Below are 20,149 nucleotides of genomic sequence, written 5' to 3' on the forward strand. Positions count from 1 at the left end.
GTAGGAGGGCTTGCAGATGAGTGGAGATATTCAAGTAACGGGAGTGTTAAACATGCCTGTTGAGTCGTCTGTTTCAGAGCCAGGGGAAACTATTTCAAGTTCGACACCCGATGAAGTTGTGTATGTTTCGACAAAAAAAGAGTTTTACCCACAAACAGGGGATGAAATAGATACGGGCTATCTTGCTATAGGAATACTAATGATTCTCCTTAGTATCACAGTGATTGCCTTTCGTTGCATGAAAAAGACTGAGAAATGAAATTTACTATTAACGATTTCCGTGAATAATGGTAGTATGTGACGTTAGACAATACTAATAAGTTGTGAATGCAGCGTTGAAAAAAAACGCTGCATTTTTTTTGTGACATAAAATGCGATTATCAATTGTACAAGACCCATCTGACTGAAGAATACATCATCGGTGCGGTAGGTCAGCTGCAGTTCGAAGTGTTCCAATATCGGATGCAAAACGAGTACAATGCCGAAGTCGTAATGACACCAATGGGGCACAAAATCGCCCGCTGGATTGATCCAGCGGACTTGGATGAAAAAATGAGCTCCAGCCGCAACATCTTGGCGCGGGACCGTTTTGACCAGCCGCTGTTTTTATTTGAAAATCAATTTGCCGAACGCTGGTTTGCTGATAAGTATCCGAAAGTACAATTGAAGAGCTTGATGTAAACCAATGTTTTTCACTACAATAGACCGTTCCTATCGCTAGTTTAGCGAAAAGGGAACGGTTTTCTTGTAGGTCAGTGATTGATTGGAACAGCTCTTGGATCAGTCGCTGTTGGTTAAGGAAAATGCTTAAGATTGGTGAAAATACGGAAAAATAAATAACTGACTAGGATAAGTTTTTTCTACTCTTTTTCATTGTTCAATTTTGTTATATTAAAAAAGTCGTTCAATATGAATTTTAATTTATGAAAAAATGGTATAAGAATAAAAATAATCCGTATTTTAAATTGTAGTGATGTTTTAGGCGTTCAATAAATAGAATGTTCAGAAAATTATTCGCAAGAAAAAATTATATATTCAGCCGTTGTTTCGATATTTTTTCTCACAATTATGGTATTATATTGAAAGAAAATGAGAAAGGAAGCGTATCATGTTAGAAGAAATCCTCTTAGATGATCCGGCCCGTTCCAAGCTCGGAATCTACAAGCATATTCTTGAAATCGATCCGGGAGAGTATCCGATTCATTATTTTGAAAAGTATACTGGCTACTCCCATATAAAAACAGCCAACCTGTTGCAGGGAATGAATAAAGAACTGCAGGAACTGTCTGGTGGCAGTCGCTTGCTGAATGAAAAAGACAAAGTAGTTGTAGCCAAAGTAATCCCCAGCTACCAACAATATCAACAATATTTGTTTTCACGAGGAGTTCCCTACGGTGTTTTGCTGGAATCATTGTTGCATCCGGACAAGGATCTGAAGGATTTCGGGACAATGTCTGGGCTCAGTCAATCTTCTTTGATGCGTCGCCTGAAGCCGTTGGTGGAATACCTGAAATTCAAGGGTATTCGCTTGAACTGTTTGCAAATGGAGGTCACCGGTCGGGAGTCTGCAATTCGTATCATGTACTTTAATTTCTTGTGGAGTGTGGATTTTGGCACAAAACTCTATGGGTATTTTGAGAATGAGCTGCAACAGTCACTGGACAGTTTTTTGTCAGCAGATGATCTCGTTTATTTAAAGTACGTCGAAAAGCGCGAATTCAGTATGTACCATGGCATCAGTCTCTTGCGGACGAGACAAGGGTACTATGTCGACGAACCGCAGATTAACCAATTACTTTTTCCTGCAACTAACCGGAAGTTCAAAGAAGCCTTGGAAGCAGAGAAGGTTCCTGAAACTTATCAAGAACGAGAAGCGAACTTCGTTAACTATATGATTTTCTACTGGCCGCAGATTTTTGCGACAGATGATCCGCGTTTGCCAATCATCAAGCGTCAGTACAAATTACTTGATGAATCGAAAGGCTATGCCGCAACCTTTTTCGAAGGAATCAAAAAAGAGCTTAATATCATTGGACGCGGGCAACAAGAACTGTTACTGCTGAATTTGCAAACTATTTTTTTACGGCGCCAGATTTTGGGTGGCAATGTCCCTAAAAATCTTGACTTTATCATGGAAAGCTTGAAAAAACAACATCCAGAATTTGAAGTGCTAGCTGGTCGTATAAGCGACACTTTATCAGAAATTGTTCCAGCAGATGAGGATTTGGTCAGCTTGTTGACGATTGTCTGCATTAACGCTTTTCATAATGAAGGCCCGGCAGAAAAGGTCAACATCGGGATTATTGGTTTTCCAAATCATTTCTTGCTGTATGCTATGATTAATCGCATCGAACGCTTGCCTTTCGTTGAATTCTCGCTGATGAATTCATCGAGTTTAGAAAACTACGATGCGGTGATTACTTGTAGCAAAGAGCTTTTGCCTAAGAATACTAAAAATTACTGGATTGTTGAAGGAGAAGCTTCCTTTGATGATATGGATAATTACCTCTTCCAGTTGTACAAAGAAAAGACGGTTTAACCTAATACTGGTTAGACAGCGATAGCTTTACAAATAGCAAAAAGCCTCACGAAGTATCGTCAAAAGTCAGATATATTCTGCTGACTGTTTGATACTATCGTGAGGCTTTTTTGATTTTTGGTTATTACACAGCGGTGGTATCAGGTTCTGGATATTTTTGGATTGAAATCTCCACAAAGCCATTTTCTTGAATAACATGGATGTCTTCAACACTAGGTTCCTGCGGCATTTTTCTGAGAAAATAAGTTTTAATTTCATCGATTTCATTTTGCCGAATGTTGCGTTTTTTATTGATCATTAGGATTTCGTTGTGGGCCGGTGCGACAGTATATATGACAGTCGTATTGCCTGCGGTATAGACTTTCACCAATTCCGCGTCAGTATTTTCCAACTGGTTACGGACCAGCCTTGAATGACTGTTGGTTACGTTGATCAATTTCATAAGACTTCACCTCAAAGTTTCGTTCATATTTTCATTATAAAATTTTAACGGTGATTTTGAAAGTAATATCACCTCACCATGTTAAATTCTTCAAAAAGAGTCATGTTGGAAGAAAATAGAGAGGCAAATGATGTGGCAGTATGGCCTTCAAAAAGAAAGGGGTAGAAAAAAGAAGGTGTCGGCTAAAAAACCGATACCTTCTTTTTGTTATGCTATCAAACTTCGCTATCGCCAGTCTTGTTGTCTGTTTCATCAGCAACATCAGGAGCAGCCGTTTTTTTAAGTGGTTCGTCAGCTTCCTTGACTACAATCTTGTCGTCTTCCAAAACAGCTTGTAATTCAGTTGCTTGTGGATGATCGAGATAAAATTCAGCGATGCCGTCTTCAATCTGATCTTGGATTGTACGGCGCAAAGGACGCGCACCCATCGAAGGATCATACCCAAGATCGACTAGTTTTTCTTCGACTTCTTTGGTGACATCAATGTGAATGTGTTGCGTTTTCAGCATGCCATTGACTTCGTTGAGCATCAATTCCACAATCTTCAATAGATTTTCTTTTGACAAGGCGCTGAATTCGATGATGCCGTCGAAACGGTTCAAAAATTCAGGGGTGAAGTAATTATTCAACTGTCCTAAGACAGAGCGGGTCACGCCGTCTCTAGCTGCACCAAAGCCGACATTGGCTTCGACTTTGCCGGTACCAGCATTGGAAGTCATGATAATCAAAGTATCCTTGAAGCTGACTGTCCGCCCTTGGGCATCTGTCAAACGCCCGTCATCAAGAATTTGCAAGAACATATGCAAGACATCCGGATGCGCCTTTTCAATTTCGTCTAAAAGAATCAGGCTATAAGGATTGCGGCGAACTTTTTCCGTCAATTGACCTGCTTCTTCGTAACCGACGTAACCTGGAGGTGAACCGATAAGTTTTGAAACACTATGTTTTTCCATGTATTCCGACATATCAAAGCGGATCATGGCATCTTCAGAACCAAACATCTCATAAGCTAATTGTTTGGCCAACTCTGTTTTTCCGACCCCGGTTGGTCCGATAAAGAGGAAAGAGCCAATTGGTCGATTTTGTTTACCTAACCCAACCCGATTGCGGCGGATGGCTTTGGCAACGCGATCAATTGCTTCATCCTGTCCAATAACATGTGCTTTCAAGTCATCGGCAAGGTTTTTCAACTGCGTTTGTTCTTTTTCCTTGAGTTCGCCTACTGGAATACCGGTTTTCTGTTCGACGATTTGCTCCATATCTTTTTCTGTGATGACAGGTGTTTCTTCATCGGAAATTTGGTTCTTTTTCATTTCTTCCAGCTTGTTGATCTGATCTCGATAGTAGGCAGCTTTTTCAAAGTCTTCTTCCTGAGAAGCTTTTTGCTTTTGTGCTTCGGCATCTTGCAGTTTTTTATCGATAGTTTTCGGATCGACAAACTGGATGGTTAGATTTTTCTTAGAACCGGATTCGTCCAACAAATCAATCGCTTTGTCTGGCAAGAAGCGATCTTGGATGTAGCGATTAGACAATGTTGCTGCGGCTTCGATGGCCTCATCCGTATATTTCACATGATGATAATCTTCGTAACGAGGTTGCAAGCCTTTCAAAATACTAATCGTTTCTTCAACAGTCGGTTCATCCACTCGAACTGGCTGCATCCGTCGTTCCAGCGCTGCGTCTTTTTCGATGATGCGATACTCATTCAGCGTTGTTGCGCCCACCATTTGCAGCTCGCCGCGTGCCAAAGCCGGTTTCAAGATATTGCCGGCATCCATGTTGCCATCGCCAGCAGCGCCAGCCCCAACGATTTCATGCACTTCATCGATAAACAAGATGACATTTTCAGCCTGTTTGATTTCATCGATTAGTTTTTGCATCCGTTCTTCAAATTGTCCGCGAATGCCAGTCCCTTGTACCAGTGAAGCAACATCTAAACGAATGACTTCTTTTTCAAGCAATTTTTGGGGAACGTCACCATTGACAATCTTTTGCGCCAGGCCTTCGACAACAGCTGTTTTACCAACACCTGGTTCACCGATCAGCACCGGATTGTTTTTTGTCCGACGATTCAAAATTTCAATCACGCGTTGAATCTCTTCGTCACGACCGACAACCGGATCGACCCCGCCGTCTCTGGCTTGTTGCGTAATATTAATTCCATATTCACCTAGCAGTCCTTCTGCGCCCCCACTTGGACGACGGGGAGGTTGGCCACCGTTGAAATTATTTCCACCGGTCTGTGTTGGAGGCGTTTGTTCATAAGGAGATTGTCCTTGTTGCATCTGTCGGGACATTTGACGGAACAAATCATCCAATGAACCGAAACCAAAAGGATCTTGTGCCATCATCGTTTGTCCTCCTTGTTGATTTTTCAATTTTTGGTAGCAGCTTTGACAATAGTCCAGTTGTTTTCGTTGACCATTGACGTTTGCATACAAATGAATCGTTGCTTCATTTTTACCACAATTTTGACAAAGCATCATTTCACGACCTTTCTTTACTATGCAAGCTATCCCTTAAAGAAAGGGGCTTGTTATCAATCTTTAACTATTGTAACGCGGTTTGAGTTTTCCGTAAAAAGAAAGCTATTTCTCATGGTCAAAAATGGTTTGACTATCTCTGACCAATTCCAATTATACTCAAGATCGTGTTTCCTGCAACTATCTTGTTTTTTATCCGTTTGTTTTCGATCAGAGGAGACAATTATCGGAAATAGGTATGTTATCTTCAAAAATATTTTTTAAGGAGGGAAAAGTGTAGATACTCTGCTGTTGAAAAAGAGAAAACGGTTGTGAAATCAGGGGAAAAATGGTAATCTTAAGAATTGAAAGGGACAAAAAGCTCGTGCTGTATGCGCGATCACTACCCTAACAAAATACTTTGTTTTATAAAGGAGACCGATCAATATGGAAAAGAAAGACTTTCACGTAGTAGCAGAAACAGGGATTCACGCACGTCCAGCTACCTTGCTGGTTCAAACAGCAAGCAAATTCAGCTCTGACATCAACTTAGAGTACAAAGGTAAATCTGTAAACTTGAAATCTATCATGGGCGTGATGTCTCTTGGTGTAGGCCAAGGTTCAGACGTTACTATCACTGCTGAAGGTGCTGACGAAACAGAAGCAATGGAAGCAATCGTAGAAACAATGAAAAAAGAAGGGTTGTCTGACTAATATGGTTGAAATGCTAAAAGGGATCGCCGCAAGCGACGGAATCGCAGTTGCAAAAGCTTACCTGCTAGTTCAACCAGATTTGTCTTTCAACAAAACTTCAGTAGCAGATACTGCTGCTGAAGAAACGCGCTTGGATGATGCGTTGGCAAAATCCAGCGAAGAATTGACTCTGATCCGTAACAAAGCAGCAAAAAGCCTTGGCGAAGAAGAAGCACAAGTATTTGATGCACATTTGATGGTCTTGAGCGATCCGGAAATGATCGGTCAGATCAAACAAAACATCAACGATAACAAAGTCAATGCTGAAGCTGCATTGAAGGAAGTTACCGATATGTACATCGGCATGTTCGAAGCGATGGACGACAACGCCTACATGCAAGAACGTGCTGCTGATATTCGTGACGTTGCCAAACGTGTTCTGGCTCATTTATTGGGAGTTACTTTACCGAATCCTTCAATGATTAACGAAGAAGTCGTAGTAGTTGCTCACGATTTGACACCAAGTGACACTGCTCAGTTGGACCGTACCTACGTCAAAGCCTTTGTCACTGACATCGGTGGACGTACTTCTCACTCAGCAATCATGGCACGTTCTCTTGAAATTCCAGCAATTGTTGGGACTAAAGAAATCACCGGCAAGGTAAAAGCAGGCGACATTTTAGCAGTCAACGGCATTGAAGGGGATGTGATCATCAACCCTAACGATGACCAGACAGCAGAATTCAATAAAGCTGCTGAAGCATATGCAGCACAAAAAGCAGAGTGGGAAAAACTGAAAGAAGCTGAAACCGAAACTGCGGATGGCGTTCATTTCGAGTTGGCTGCCAATATTGGTACGCCAAAAGATTTGGAAGGTGTTCACAACAACGGGGCAGAAGCAATTGGTTTGTACCGGACTGAATTTTTGTACATGGATTCACCTGACTTCCCAACTGAAGAAGACCAGTTTGAAGCCTACAAAGCTGTTTTAGAAGGCATGGGCGACAAACCGGTAGTGGTTCGGACGATGGACATCGGTGGGGATAAAGAGCTTCCTTACTTGAAACTCCCTCATGAAATGAATCCGTTTTTGGGTTACCGGGCGCTGCGTATCAGTTTGTCTGAACTTGGCGACGGGATGTTCCGTACGCAATTGCGTGCATTGCTTCGTGCATCGGCATTCGGCAATCTGCGGATCATGTTCCCAATGGTAGCGACTCTGAAGGAATTTAGAGCAGCTAAAAAACTTTACGAAGAAGAACGTCAAAAATTAGTAGACGAAGGTGTTGCAATCTCTGATAAGATCCAAGTCGGGATTATGATTGAGATTCCAGCAGCAGCTATTTTGGCTGACAAGTTTGCTAAAGAAGTCGACTTCTTCAGTATTGGTACCAATGACTTGATTCAATACACAATGGCAGCAGACCGGATGAATGAACAAGTTTCATACTTGTATCAACCATACAACCCGTCTATCCTGCGCTTGATCAAAAACGTTATCGATGCAGCACACGCTGAAGGCAAATGGGCCGGCATGTGTGGTGAGATGGCCGGTGATCAAACAGCGGTACCATTGTTGATGGGTATGGGCTTGGATGAGTTCTCAATGAGTGCGACATCTATTCTTAAAACCCGTAGTCTGATGAAAAAACTGACAACTACTGAAATGAAGGAATTGGCAGATCGCGCATTGCAAGACTGCGACACAATGGAAGAAGTTGTTGAATTGGTTCACCAGTATACTGAAGGTAAATAAGTCTTTTTCTAGGCGGAGCAAATGCTCCGCCTTTTTTGCGTTTGATTAAGGGGAGAAGACCGAATTGAATCAATAGATGAACTCAGGCTGAGAAATGTCTGAGTTTTTTTGCTGCTTTTTTTGATAAACGTCGTTTCTTATCCTGATCTTTTTTTGAATGGAATTTGCAACAGCTGTTATTAGTTCACTTTAAAGAAGAGCCTAGAGAAATATTTGATGAAACAGGCTCTTCAAAAAAAGATAAGGCCTAAATTATTCAAAAAAAATCATTTTAAATTGGAATTTTGCCATTTTATTTTTAATAGTAAAAAATTCACAATCCGGATGAATGAGAAATTTGAAAGTGAAAAATGTGTCTTGACATGTTTAAAACGGAAACAGTTTTTGGCACCATATTCCAAATTTCGTTTGTGAAAAATAATATCTATTTCTGCTTATACATTAAAAAAACAACAGGAATCTAATGGTTCGATTTTTCTTAAGCAAATAATTTATTGTTTTAAAAATTAGTTGGTATTATCTACGTGTAGATATAAGTCGATATAAAAATGTCTAAAAAAAATAATTTATAATTTTATTTTGAAAATTTTGGAGTAAGGTGGTTTTTGTGAAATGAAGGATATTGATAATAAAAAAACATGTGAAATTCACAATTCGTAATAATCAGAGGAGGCGATGAAAATGCTGGGAAAACGGAAGGTGGTCCTTTTGCTGAGAATTTCTCTGGTTATCACCGGAATTGTCGGATTAGTCTTTGTCTTTAGTAAGCCAATTACAAATATTTGGATACATCAAGGGACTGAGTCGATGCGAATCAATCGTGTGAATCCCCTGACTGTTAAGGAAAACCAGCGATTAACACAAGAAGAAGCGCCAGAACGTATCCATTATGATTATGAAAGCGTCCAGCCTATCAGTCCCCAAGCAGTGTTTAAAGCACAGTTTCAAAAAAATGATTATCCAATCATTGCAGAGATTGCGATTCCTAGCATTATGGTCAACTTGCCGATTTTTCTAGGGGTTTCTAATGAGGCGCTGCTGTATGGTGCTGGAACGCTGACGCCTGATCAAGAGATGGGGATTGGTAATTACGGATTGATTAGTCATTTATCCTATGATCCAAATGCATTGTTTTCACCACTAGCAAATATCCGTTTAGGTGCTGAAATCTATTTAACAGATTTGAGTTATGTCTATATTTATCAGACTACAGAGAAATTTCAAATTACTCCGGAAGAAATCTGGGTTTTAGAGGAAATTTCTGAACGCCAGATTGTCACATTGATCACCTGTACTGATTTTGGTGCCGAAGGACGTCTGGTGGTACGTGGAGACTTGATAGATGTGATTGCTATCGAGGAGACATCGCAAGAGATTCTAAATGTCTTCGATCTGTAAATTCCATTCTAATTCAATAAGTAAGTATTTCATGTCAACTCGACATTTGAAATAGGACTGTCAGTTTGTGAAGCAGGACTTAAGGAGGTGTAAATAGTTTCCTGTGAACTAAAAAGTTGAAGAGAAAGAGGCGAAAATTTTGAGGAGGAGTTAATTATGAAACGTCCCGATTACAGAATGCTTATGAATTCAAAAAACCATCGTAAGACGAAAAAGAGAAAATCACTTCTAGCAAATGTTGCTGTATCCGGAATGCTGCTAACAGGAGCAATGGTCGCCGGCACTACTTTCTTGTGGTCTCCGACAGTCGTTGAAGCAGCTGTTGTTCACGGACAGTTATTTGGCTCAATTACAACAAGTAATGATCAGTCATCTCCTTTTGAAATCGGTGATGGCGTGCAACCCGTGACATTTACAGTGACTGGGACGTCAGGGGTTTCAGCTGACCTTTTAACCGGTGACAAATATATTTTGTTGGCGATTCCAGAACATCTTACTGGACGTGTGGATCCTAATGGAATGGGATCGTTGGATTTGGAAGTTTTGTCATTTGCTGATGATGTATTAAATCCAATCATCAATCCGGTTAGTTCGTTGGTAAGTGATTTGTTAGGAGTCATTGATACGTTGGTAGCAGCTAATCCTCTGGCTAGTTTGAACTTTCAAGAAGTATACGACCAACTACAGTTATTGGAAAACCTTGGTAACTTTAATGGAGCAAATATTGATCAAGTTTTTGAAATCTATACAGATGGTGCTGGCAATCAGTATTTGGTAGGGAATTTTGATAACGTTTTAGAGACAATTATTCGCACAAACCTGATTCAGATTTTGGATAATCTGAATGCAGCTGTGCAGTCACTTGAAGCGACATATCCAGGAAATGCACTTACTAACCCCGCAGGAGCCATCGCAGCTGGGGTAATCAATACCGGCGTCGCACCTTTCAAATTGACCATCAGTGCAGCAGTTACTCTGCTGAAGGGGACAGTCAACTTAGCGGGAGGAGTGGTGAGAGAGTTAGCTGACGCTTCCGTTTTAGGATCAACTAGTGCAACCATCCCGACCTTAATTACACCGCCAGCATTAAGTGAGCTACAAGCAAGTTTTGGCAATTTGCCACAGTATGATCTTGGTTTTGTTGGGACAATTGCACAGACAGATTTGATCAGTATTACGATTACGGGTGATACAGAAGGATACGCGACAGTTTCCTATGTGGGTGTGAATGTGACCGAAGCGCCCACAGCTGAAATGACGGGCAATCCCTCAGGATATCAGGTTTCTGGAACTGGCGTGGTAGGAGCCACAATCGAAGTTCGGGATGAATCTGGAAACGTAATTGGTTCGGGATTAGTGGATGACGATGGCAACTATGTGATCGAAATTGAAGGCGAAGCAGTATATCCAGGACAACCTTTAAATGTAGTTGCGATTTTGGAAGAAATTGAAAGTGAACCTACCCCAGTGCAAGTTCCTGAACTGGTAACACCAACAGCAGAGATCGTTGGGAATTCAGTATCTGGCTATCAGGTTACTGGGCAAGCTGACCCTAGTGTGATGATTGAGATAAAAGATACAGAAGGGACAGTTATTGCAACAGGATTCACAGATAGTGAGGGGAATTATACAGCGGAAATTGAGCCTGGATTAGTAGAAGAAGGTCAAGTATTGACTGTAAATTCAAAAGTAACTCGAGATGATGTTGACTATCTAAGCCTTAGTACCGATATCATTGTCCCTGAAGATGATGATTCGGATAGTGATGCGGATGGCGATTCCGATGGAGACGCGGATGGAGACTCCGATGGTGATTCCGACGGCGACGCGGATGGAGACTCCGATGGTGATTCCGACGGCGACGCGGATGGAGACGCAGACGGTGATTCCGACGGCGACGCGGATGGAGACGCAGACGGTGATTCCGACGGAGATGCGGATGGCGATTCTGATGGCGACTCCGATGGCGATGCAGATGGTGATTCTGACGGCGACGCAGACGGAGACGCGGATGGTGATGCGGATGGTGACGCAGACGGAGATGCGGATGGCGACGCAGACGGCGATTCCGATGGAGACTCCGATGGTGATTCCGACGGCGATTCCGATGGCGATGCAGATGGCGATTCCGATGGAGACGCAGATGGTGATTCCGACAGCGATTCTGATGGCGACGCAGACGGCGATTCCGATGGCGATTCCGATGGAGACGCGGATGGCGACGCAGATGGCGACGCAGACGGAGATGCGGATGGCGACGCAGACGGAGATTCTGACGGCGATGCGGATGGCGATTCCGACAGTGATTCTGACGGCGATGCGGATGGCGATTCTGACGGCGACGCGGATGGCGATTCTGACGGCGACGCGGATGGCGATTCCGACAGTGATTCTGACGGAGATGCGGATGGCGACGCAGACGGTGATTCCGATGGTGATTCTGATGGCGACGCAGACGGCGATTCCGATGGCGACGCAGATGGTGATTCTGACGGAGACGCGGATGGAGACGCAGACGGCGATGCGGATGGCGATTCTGACGGAGACGCGGATGGCGATTCCGACAGTGATTCTGACGGAGATGCGGATGGCGATTCCGATGGAGACGCGGATGGAGACTCCGATGGTGATTCCGACGGAGACGCGGATGGCGATTCTGATGGCGACGCAGATGGTGATTCCGACGGAGACGCGGATGGCGATTCTGACGGCGATGCGGATGGAGATGCGGATGGCGATTCTGACGGCGATGCGGATGGCGATGCAGATGGCGACGCGGATGGAGACGCAGACGGCGATGCGGATGGAGACTCCGATGGCGACTCCGATGGCGATGCGGATGGCGATTCTGACGGCGATGCGGATGGCGATTCTGATGGCGACGCAGATGGTGATTCCGACGGAGACGCGGATGGCGATTCTGATGGCGACGCAGATGGTGATTCCGACGGAGACGCGGATGGCGATTCTGACGGCGATGCGGATGGCGATGCGGATGGCGATTCTGATGGCGACGCAGACGGCGATTCTGACGGCGATTCTGATGGCGACGCAGATGGTGATTCCGACAGCGATGCGGATGGCGACGCGGATGGCGACGCAGACGGCGATTCTGACGGAGACTCCGATGGCGACTCCGATGGTGATTCTGACGGAGACGCGGATGGTGACTCCGATGGTGATTCCGACAGCGATTCTGATGGAGACGCGGATGGCGACTCCGATGGTGATTCCGACGGAGACTCTGACGGTGATTCCGATGGAGACGCAGATGGCGACTCCGATGGTGATTCCGACGGAGACTCTGACGGTGATTCCGATGGCGACGCGGATGGTGACGCAGACGGCGATTCTGACGGCGATGCGGATGGTGATTCCGACAGCGACTCCGACAGCGATGCGGATGGTGATGCAGATGGCGATTCTGATGGCGATTCTGATGGTGACTCCGATGGCGACGCAGACGGTGATTCCGATAGCGATTCCGACAGCGATGCGGATGGCGATTCTGATGGTGATTCTGACGGAGACTCTGACGGTGATTCCGATGGCGACTCCGATGGCGACGCAGACGGTGATTCCGACGGCGACTCTGACGGTGATTCCGATGGCGATTCCGACGGCGATTCTGATGGTGATTCCGACAGCGACGCGGATGGCGATGCAGATGGCGACGCGGATGATGATGATCGAATCACTCCGATTAGTCAGCCTAAACCAACTAGTACCTCATCGTTGAAATCACGGTTACCAGTAACCACTTTGCCGAAATCCGGTGCTGAAATCGGTGCGGGCGTGCCGATCTTGGGTGGATTAATCTCCTTCTTCTCTGGATTGGGACTATGGAAATCAAGAAAGAACAAACGAAATAAAAAATAGCTTTTTCTCGCAGTTAGTGAAAAAGTATCACTGACTGCGAGTCTTAAGATGAATATTGCAATGAAGCTGGAGGACTATTGTCAAGTAATAGTGAAGGTGAATTTATAAAGATATGAGGAGGAAGAAGGATGATACAAACAGCGGTTAATCCCATTAGTCGGTTGGAAGATATTTTGGCAGGATCAGTCAATATGGAATTGTCACAAACCACTTTGATCCTGAGCTATGGCATGAAAAGTGGTCGCAGTATTGTCAAAGAGTTCTATGGCCGTGACTTTCAGCAGACCTGGCAAAAACTGTCACGTTTTTATCGCCGACTTCCAGAAACAGATTATCTGCGAATCGATCTTATCGTCGAAGAGCATAGGCTGTCCTATCTTGAGTTAATCGATTTGTTGGGGTCAATTAAACGAAATAATTATATCGATTTTGGTCTTCGTTTTGTCGGCCTTAAAAAGCGCCTACTTTTAAAAGAAGAGCTAACGGCAAATGCTGTAATTGTTCCGGATAGCAAACATAAGGTGGGTAAAAATAAGCCTAATCTACACATCGATTTTCCTAATTATCGGAACTATATGCAACAAAAATATGGTGATCGAGAATCTTCCCTGAAATATATTGAGACAGCAGCTATCTTTTCGTTCAAAACGAAAGCGTTTTTGCTTGAAAATGACTTGCTATTGCCTTTGAAGGATTATGGGAATGGCAATCATTTTCGAGAAATTGACCTCCTGGATTTTTCACCCCAACTAGATTCAGTGATTGAAAAAGGTGGGAACTATTTGTTGAACCAATTGCAAGCGGATGGCTCTTTTACTTATGGGTACTTCCCGTGTTATGGCAAAATAATTCCTAATTACAATGCAATCCGTCATTTCTCCTCAATCTACGCTTTACTAGAAACTGGCGAACTGTTGGAAAATCAGAAGATGATACAGCAGGCTTTGCAAGGGCTCGTATGGGGCTTTGATCATCTAGGTATCAACGTAGCAGATCATTTTCTGATTAAAGAGGAAATTAACGGTGTCGTAGAGTATAAACTAGGTGCACAAGCGTTGGCGATTTTAGCAGCGGCTAAGTATACGCAAATCACTGGAGACGAGCGTTTCTTTTCTAAAATGAAAACCTTGACTCAAACTATTGAAAACTTATTTTTAACAGCAGAAGATGAGACAGTTCATGTATTGGATCAGGATTTGGCGATAAAGGAACGATTTCGCATCGTTTACTACGACGGTGAAGCACTCTTTTCGATGCTACGAGCTTATGGACTGATGAAAGATCCGGAAATGTTTGCCCTGTGTCAGCGGTTGATGGATCATTTTGTGGAAAACCGTTACGAACGCTATCACGATCATTGGCTCAGTTATGCAGTCAACGAATTTCTACTGTATGAAGAAAAGGTGGAATACTATCGCTTTGGAGTGGCTAACGCGCTGAATAAAATTGATTTTATGAAGCAAAGAGACACTGCGTATCCTACGATGCTGGAATTGCTAGTTGCAGCAGCCAAGATGATGAAAAAACTTGCAGTTTACGAAAATCGTAACCAAGTCATGACCGACGAAGCATTTCTTAGAGGACAAGATAAAATCGAAAATGTGATGGAATATCGAGCTTATCATGAATTGGTGACGGGGACAATGTTTCCTGAACTAGCCATGTTTTTCAAAGAACCTATAGCGATTGAATACGGTTTTTTTGCAAGACATGATCGGTTCCGAATGCGAATTGATGATGCTGAGCATTTTCTTTCCGGTTTGATCAACTACCGACAGTTTATGGAAGGAGGCATTTGAGATGTGGGTATTGTATATTCGATTTTTCTCACTACTTTTGCTAGCTTTGTATCTCATCGTAACTCACAAAAAGAATAAGAAGAATAAGACCATGGGCCAACAAGATGAAACCTTCGAGTATAAGAAAAATAAGGATGGACGTTATCCCTGGGAAGTAGACATTGATGATTCCCCAAACAGAATTACAAAAGAAACACCAAAATTTATTGAAAAAGATCGTATTCGCAGGGGGCATTGGCGCAAGTAAAGGGTTGGAAGCGTCGCTTGGTATCGTAAGCTCCGATTGAGAGGAGGGCCTGATAATGGGAAAAGCAAAGCGTTCCTTTTTGAATATTCTCACTGCAGTTTTGACTTTGACGGTTCTTCTTGGAGTTACTAGACAAGTGTTTGCTGAACTTATCTACATTGAATTGTTTGAAAATACAGTTGTAGATAACAATAGCAATACTACCCCAGCAACAGCCTATGGACAGATTGTTGATCAACCAGTGACTTTTCAAATTACAGCTTCCAGCACCATCAATGCCGCCATACTACCAGATGGAGGGAAAAAATACCTGCTTTTATATCTGCCAGAAGAGATGATTGGCCAAGTTGCTTTGGAACCTTTCGAAGTTCAAACCATCGTTTCGGTGCCTGTTAATAATCTTCTGGGAGGATTAAATACGGTAGTAATAGCTTTAATCAACAATCCGCTCTTGGGCATACTGTTTCGGAATAATTTGACAACGGCATTAGCGAATGTGATGTCATTTGAGAACTTTGGTGCTGCGAATTTTATGGTGACAGGTCAATGGTCAACAGATCAACTGGCAGTGGGTGAAATAGATGGGCAACTGGGCCCGCTGTTAGCAAATGATCTAAAGAGCCGATTGAATGCGTTAAAAGCAGTTGTCAATTCGATTCCATTGGGGGCGCTTTTATTATCCCCAACACTTAATGCAATTGATAATCTGCTGACGGCTATTGATAGTGGCAGCCTAGTGAGCGAGTTGGCTGAGACCGCGATTTTAGGAAGTACAAGCGCTACGATCCCAACGAGAATGCACGCACCAACGATTTCTCAAGGAGCGTACACCGCAGAGTTTCGTACGGGAATCCTGTGGAGCTCAGCACTTCCAGAAAATGATGTCGCAGCCAAGCTCAAGCTTTCTCCTATCTATTTTGATTTTGGACAGGTAACGTGGCAGGATCAATTACTCCCTGAACAATTAAATTTTGGACGCCACCTCCTGCAGACTAAAGATGCAGAGGAATGGATTGCTACGTTAGATGGTCAGCAACAGTCTAGCTGGCAAACTGGCAAGATATTAGTAGAAGATACGACTGTGGGGGAAAATAGTTGGCAACTAAGCGTCCAACAGGTGGGTGAATGGCAAAATGGGACATCCTTATTACCGGCTCAGTTATTCCTTCATTTTGGAAATTTGATAACAACGCTACCCAGTGAAGTTTTATCGGTGAGTAATGACGAAGTTTTTTTAGAAGCAGGGCTACAGCAAACACTACTGGAAAAGATGTCCAGTCCTTCCAATGGAACAGTTGAACTAGATATTCAGCAGTTTCGTTTGAATATTGCCGCCGATACTTTGAAAGTTACAGGGCAATATCAGACGGAGTTGAATTGGACCCTAACTTATGCACCATAAGGGAGGTGCCACGATGGAAGCATTTGCTGCAGAGACAACAGGTAAAATCAAGTTTTATTATCCCGCGGAAGAGAAGACGCATGAATCAACTGAAGTCATTGTTTCCGAAGAGTCAGAGGAAGTAATGACAAGTAGTGAGACCATTGATGGTACAGTAGAGAATTCCCGTCTTTCTTTTGGGAAGTTTGGAGAAAACAGTGGCCTGGTGTTAGTTGTTTTAGGGATTGTCATATGTGTAATAGCAATCCGAATAAAATTAGGAGGGAGTCGGAGAAAATGAAAAAAAGAGGACTTATTGCTGGGGTGGTACTACTGGGCGCGACATGGCCGGTGGTAGGAACCGCGGCAGAAAAAGATACTGAAGCACTCGTTGAATATGAAGCTGGTTTCTTGGTATTAAATCCTGATAATCAACTGCCAGATGATCTAAACTTTGGATCACATCCAATTCAAACGGCAAGCGCGGAACAGTGGGTGGCGACCTCAGATGGTGTACAAACCTCGCCGGTAACTACAGGAGCCATCGAAATTAGCGATAATCGTGGCGATGAAAGTGGCTGGATCGTGAAACTCGCTCAAATGGAACAATTTGCAACTGACGATGCCATCGAGTTAGATGATGCGATGCTCTTAATTCAATTTGGTTCCATTACCAACAACTTAGGTTCCGATTTCACCTTTAGTCAGGAAGGGTTGGATGTACCTGTCCCTATTGCGACAGCTATCGATCTGATCGTAGCTGATGAAGGAGAAGGAATTGGAGAGACGTCTCTGGAAATTGATCAGTTTGTATTGGATATTTTGGCTGACACACAAAAGGTACCAGAGCAATATACGACTGAATTAAATTGGACAATTGAGGCTGGCGAGTAGTTCTCTTCATACAATTAACAAACTAGCGAAGCTGAGATCAGAGTAAGGAGATGGGATCATGAGAAAAATAGTGAGCGCTTTGATGCTGTTGATGGTTGTCGGATTATGCCGACCTTATGAAACTTTGGCACAAGAAAATCATACGTTTCAAGTTGTCATTGCCCCTCAATTTAATCATGATCCGCAGACTAAATCTTACTATGATATTACGGCGGCCCCATCAGAAGCACTGGTGCTACCATTTAAGATTGAAAACAGTGGCTCTGTAGAAAGTGAATTTGATATTTCCTTTAACCCTGCTTTAACGAACAGTGCTGGTTCAATTGCTTATTCCGGTGTTGCGGAAAGTAAAATTATAGCAGGTGCTCCTGTCATCACTGAGTATGGGATGCTTTCAGAGGAGAAAATAAAAGTTCCAGCTGGTGAAAGCCAAGTGATTACTTTGCATCTCACCATGCCAAATGAAAAATTCTCTGGAAAATTAGCCGGGGGTATCCGAGTGTCGCAGGTACCCACTGGCGAAACAACCGGAAATATTCGTCATACATTTTCTCGTGAAATAGCTGTGATTCTTCAAAATGAGATCGCTTCAATCAAGCCGGATCTGCGTTTTTTAAAAGCTGAAATAGGTGGCGAAGCTCGACGAAAATATGTACAAGTCGACATGGAAAACCTGGCACCCGCTTATCTGAGCCGTGGAGAATTAAACTACCGTATTCGCAGAGAGAAAAAGGAAATGGCAGTGGGGACAGTGAATCTCCGGCTTAGTCCTAGCACAGCTTTTGTTTATCATATTCCATTAGGAGAAGAAAGTTTCCCTGCTGGAATCTATGAACTTGACTTATCGGCAACAGATCATAATAGTCAAAAAACGTGGGAAAATACCTTGAGTTTTGAAATAGAGCCAGCTGCTTCCAGGGCTATCAACCAAGTCAATCAGACAAAAGAAGAGCTGCCTTTACTGATAGTAGTGCTGGGAGCAATCATCGTTGTCCTAATCGGGGTGATCATCACAATATTAATGAAGAAGAGAAGGGAGCCGAAAAAATAGCAAGCCCCGGAAGCTGATAGTAAGGCCATTCCCCTGACTTTGTAATAAATAGGGTCTTAACAAAAAGCGCAGTGGTTGCTGCGCTTTTTATTTGTAAAAGAGTAAACAAAAAAGGATAATCAACTGTATATCTTTTTTTGCAGCTTTTATTCCAAATAGTAGCTATAGAAATCGGTCTTTGGCATGAGGACGGATCAATTCTGTATGATATAATCGTACATGAAAGCAGGCCAAAGATTTAGCGGCAGCTGCTATGGTCAAAAGAGTTGGAGGAACGAATCGTGAAAATCGGGTTTTTCTCGGATACTTATTTTCCGCAAGTCAGCGGAGTAGCAACTTCGATCCGAACATTAAAAGAGCAGTTGGAAAAGCGGGGGCATGAGGTTTATATTTTTACCACAACAGACCCCAATGCCACTGCGCCAGAAGAAGACATTATCAGGATGCCCAGCGTCCCGTTTATTTCCTTTAAAGATCGGCGAATTGTCGTACGCGGTATGTGGTATGCGTACTTGATTGCCAAAGAGTTGGAGTTGGATTTGATTCACACGCATACGGAGTTTGGTGCAGGTATTTTAGGCAAGATGGTAGGAAAAAAGTTAGGCATTCCGGTGATTCACACTTACCATACGATGTACGAGGATTATCTACATTATATTGCAAATGGTAAAGTGTTGCGGCCGGCCCATGTGAAGTTTTTCTCCAGATTATTTGCCAACCATACGACGGGGGTCGTTTGTCCCAGCGAGCGAGTAATCGATAAACTGCGACAATATGGAGTCGATGCGCCGATGCGGGTGATTCCCACCGGTATCGAGATTGAAAAATTCAAGCGCCCCGATATCACACAGGAAATGCGCACGGCGCTCCGAGATTCGTTAGGGATTGCTCAAGATGAGTTATTGCTGTTGTCATTGAGTCGGATTTCTTATGAAAAAAATATTCAAGCCATCATTTACGGCTTTAAAGAAATAGCTGCCCGCATGCCAGAAACCAGACTCGTAATTGTAGGAAAAGGACCATATAAAGAGGATTTGGAAGAGTTGGTTGTAGAAATCGGCCTTTCTGAAAAGGTGACTTTTGTTGGGGAGGTACCTAACGATCAGGTGGCTATCTATTATCAAGCAGCAGATTATTTTGTCAGTGCTTCTACTTCCGAAACACAAGGTCTGACCTATACAGAGGCAATGGCAGCTGGCACACAATTAGTCGTAGAAGGCAATGATTATCTCAATAATCTAATCGATGATGAGAGCTTGGGCATTACTTTTGAAAAGGATCAGGATTTTCCTGACTGCTTCGAAAGTTATGTGCAATCTGGTATCAAAAAAGATCATCAGGTGTTGGATAATAAAATGCACGCCATTTCTGCCGACCATTTTGGTGAAGTGATGTTGTCCTTTTATTTCGATATGACAGCTTACTACTATGAGAATTCACTAGCGAAAGAAAACAGCCAAACAATGCAAAAAATTAAAGGCAAGTTGAAACCGACATTAAAACGTGTGGTTCGGAAAAAAGATACGTTGCACAATGAATAGCTTCAGCAAGCAAAAATCACACTTTTCCCGTATACTGGGAGTGTGATTTTTTTGCTGCAAAGGGTAA

At 43.2% G+C, this 20,149-nt stretch carries 15 protein-coding genes and 1 pseudogene; 14 read left to right on the forward strand and 2 right to left on the reverse strand.

Annotated elements, in window-relative coordinates:
* Positions 1-16 precede the first annotated feature (16 nt).
* The 3 genes and pseudogenes from ACOMA8_RS05865 to ACOMA8_RS05875 all read left to right on the forward strand — a co-directional run bounded on the left by ACOMA8_RS05865 (position 17) and on the right by ACOMA8_RS05875 (position 2,539).
* Positions 17-259, forward strand: a complete 243-nt coding sequence (locus ACOMA8_RS05865; protein WP_421369292.1) for an LPXTG cell wall anchor domain-containing protein — start codon at positions 17-19, stop codon at positions 257-259.
* Between the two features lie 122 nt (positions 260-381).
* Positions 382-681, forward strand: a pseudogene (locus ACOMA8_RS05870) (peptide chain release factor 3); the annotation flags it as partial.
* Positions 682-1,108: 427 nt separating this feature from the next.
* Complete coding sequence (locus ACOMA8_RS05875; protein ID WP_421369294.1) at positions 1,109-2,539, forward strand: helix-turn-helix domain-containing protein; 1,431 nt, start codon at positions 1,109-1,111, stop codon at positions 2,537-2,539.
* 124 nt (positions 2,540-2,663) lie between these two features.
* Here the strand turns inward: ACOMA8_RS05875 and ACOMA8_RS05880 are convergent, their stop codons facing one another.
* Together ACOMA8_RS05880 and ACOMA8_RS05885 are read right to left on the reverse strand one after the other, a co-directional pair.
* Positions 2,664-2,981, reverse strand: a complete 318-nt coding sequence (locus tag ACOMA8_RS05880; RefSeq protein WP_161900554.1) for a DUF1827 family protein — start codon at positions 2,979-2,981, stop codon at positions 2,664-2,666.
* A gap of 215 nt (positions 2,982-3,196) precedes the next feature.
* Complete coding sequence (locus tag ACOMA8_RS05885; RefSeq protein ID WP_421369512.1) at positions 3,197-5,464, reverse strand: ATP-dependent Clp protease ATP-binding subunit; 2,268 nt, start codon at positions 5,462-5,464, stop codon at positions 3,197-3,199.
* A gap of 426 nt (positions 5,465-5,890) precedes the next feature.
* On the opposite strand from ACOMA8_RS05885, the gene ACOMA8_RS05890 reads away from it, so the two are divergent.
* The 11 genes from ACOMA8_RS05890 to ACOMA8_RS05940 all read left to right on the forward strand — a co-directional run bounded on the left by ACOMA8_RS05890 (position 5,891) and on the right by ACOMA8_RS05940 (position 20,082).
* The gene (locus ACOMA8_RS05890; protein ID WP_161900555.1) at positions 5,891-6,157 is read left to right on the forward strand and encodes a phosphocarrier protein HPr; all 267 of its coding nucleotides are present in this window, start codon (positions 5,891-5,893) and stop codon (positions 6,155-6,157) included.
* A 1-nt stretch (position 6,158) separates the two neighbouring features.
* Positions 6,159-7,892: a phosphoenolpyruvate--protein phosphotransferase gene (ptsP, locus tag ACOMA8_RS05895; protein ID WP_161900556.1), complete on the forward strand. Its 1,734-nt coding sequence runs from the start codon at positions 6,159-6,161 to the stop codon at positions 7,890-7,892.
* Positions 7,893-8,573: 681 nt separating this feature from the next.
* Positions 8,574-9,290, forward strand: a complete 717-nt coding sequence (locus ACOMA8_RS05900; RefSeq protein WP_421369297.1) for a class A sortase — start codon at positions 8,574-8,576, stop codon at positions 9,288-9,290.
* A 156-nt stretch (positions 9,291-9,446) separates the two neighbouring features.
* Positions 9,447-13,169: an adhesive domain-containing protein gene (locus ACOMA8_RS05905; RefSeq protein ID WP_421369298.1), complete on the forward strand. Its 3,723-nt coding sequence runs from the start codon at positions 9,447-9,449 to the stop codon at positions 13,167-13,169.
* Between the two features lie 128 nt (positions 13,170-13,297).
* On the forward strand, positions 13,298-14,968 hold the full coding sequence (locus tag ACOMA8_RS05910; RefSeq protein WP_421369300.1) for a hypothetical protein: 1,671 nt from the start codon (positions 13,298-13,300) through the stop codon (positions 14,966-14,968).
* Between the two features lies 1 nt (position 14,969).
* Positions 14,970-15,215 (forward strand): hypothetical protein, encoded by a 246-nt coding sequence (locus ACOMA8_RS05915; RefSeq protein ID WP_161900736.1) that lies wholly within the window; start codon positions 14,970-14,972, stop codon positions 15,213-15,215.
* 55 nt (positions 15,216-15,270) lie between these two features.
* Positions 15,271-16,617, forward strand: coding sequence for an adhesive domain-containing protein (locus ACOMA8_RS05920; RefSeq protein ID WP_421369302.1), 1,347 nt, complete (start codon positions 15,271-15,273; stop codon positions 16,615-16,617).
* 13 nt (positions 16,618-16,630) lie between these two features.
* A complete protein-coding gene (locus ACOMA8_RS05925) occupies positions 16,631-16,897 on the forward strand; it encodes a hypothetical protein (protein ID WP_421369304.1) in 267 nt (88 codons plus the stop codon).
* Complete coding sequence (locus ACOMA8_RS05930) at positions 16,894-17,490, forward strand: WxL domain-containing protein (protein WP_161900733.1); 597 nt, start codon at positions 16,894-16,896, stop codon at positions 17,488-17,490. Before ACOMA8_RS05925 ends, ACOMA8_RS05930 begins: the two co-directional genes overlap by 4 nt.
* A 58-nt stretch (positions 17,491-17,548) precedes the next feature.
* Positions 17,549-18,541 (forward strand): DUF916 domain-containing protein, encoded by a 993-nt coding sequence (locus ACOMA8_RS05935; protein WP_421369306.1) that lies wholly within the window; start codon positions 17,549-17,551, stop codon positions 18,539-18,541.
* Positions 18,542-18,822: 281 nt separating this feature from the next.
* Positions 18,823-20,082, forward strand: a complete 1,260-nt coding sequence (locus tag ACOMA8_RS05940; RefSeq protein WP_161900731.1) for a glycosyltransferase family 4 protein — start codon at positions 18,823-18,825, stop codon at positions 20,080-20,082.
* The last annotated feature ends 67 nt before the right edge of the window (positions 20,083-20,149 follow it).

It is taken from the genome of Enterococcus infantis, from assembly GCF_049166715.1.
Taxonomy (GTDB): domain Bacteria; phylum Bacillota; class Bacilli; order Lactobacillales; family Enterococcaceae; genus Enterococcus_C; species Enterococcus_C leclercqii.

What these genes read in the sequence shown, in the direction of transcription:
- ACOMA8_RS05865 (WP_421369292.1), top strand. Translation starts at nt 17, where the DNA reads ATGAGTGGAGATATTCAAGTAACGGGAGTGTTAAACATGCCTGTTGAG.
- ACOMA8_RS05875 (WP_421369294.1), top strand. Translation starts at nt 1,109, where the DNA reads ATGTTAGAAGAAATCCTCTTAGATGATCCGGCCCGTTCCAAGCTCGGA.
- ACOMA8_RS05880 (WP_161900554.1), bottom strand. Translation starts at nt 2,981, where the DNA reads ATGAAATTGATCAACGTAACCAACAGTCATTCAAGGCTGGTCCGTAAC.
- ACOMA8_RS05885 (WP_421369512.1), bottom strand. Translation starts at nt 5,464, where the DNA reads ATGCTTTGTCAAAATTGTGGTAAAAATGAAGCAACGATTCATTTGTAT.
- ACOMA8_RS05890 (WP_161900555.1), top strand. Translation starts at nt 5,891, where the DNA reads ATGGAAAAGAAAGACTTTCACGTAGTAGCAGAAACAGGGATTCACGCA.
- ptsP (WP_161900556.1), top strand. Translation starts at nt 6,159, where the DNA reads ATGGTTGAAATGCTAAAAGGGATCGCCGCAAGCGACGGAATCGCAGTT.
- ACOMA8_RS05900 (WP_421369297.1), top strand. Translation starts at nt 8,574, where the DNA reads ATGCTGGGAAAACGGAAGGTGGTCCTTTTGCTGAGAATTTCTCTGGTT.
- ACOMA8_RS05905 (WP_421369298.1), top strand. Translation starts at nt 9,447, where the DNA reads ATGAAACGTCCCGATTACAGAATGCTTATGAATTCAAAAAACCATCGT.
- ACOMA8_RS05910 (WP_421369300.1), top strand. Translation starts at nt 13,298, where the DNA reads ATGATACAAACAGCGGTTAATCCCATTAGTCGGTTGGAAGATATTTTG.
- ACOMA8_RS05915 (WP_161900736.1), top strand. Translation starts at nt 14,970, where the DNA reads ATGTGGGTATTGTATATTCGATTTTTCTCACTACTTTTGCTAGCTTTG.
- ACOMA8_RS05920 (WP_421369302.1), top strand. Translation starts at nt 15,271, where the DNA reads ATGGGAAAAGCAAAGCGTTCCTTTTTGAATATTCTCACTGCAGTTTTG.
- ACOMA8_RS05925 (WP_421369304.1), top strand. Translation starts at nt 16,631, where the DNA reads ATGGAAGCATTTGCTGCAGAGACAACAGGTAAAATCAAGTTTTATTAT.
- ACOMA8_RS05930 (WP_161900733.1), top strand. Translation starts at nt 16,894, where the DNA reads ATGAAAAAAAGAGGACTTATTGCTGGGGTGGTACTACTGGGCGCGACA.
- ACOMA8_RS05935 (WP_421369306.1), top strand. Translation starts at nt 17,549, where the DNA reads ATGAGAAAAATAGTGAGCGCTTTGATGCTGTTGATGGTTGTCGGATTA.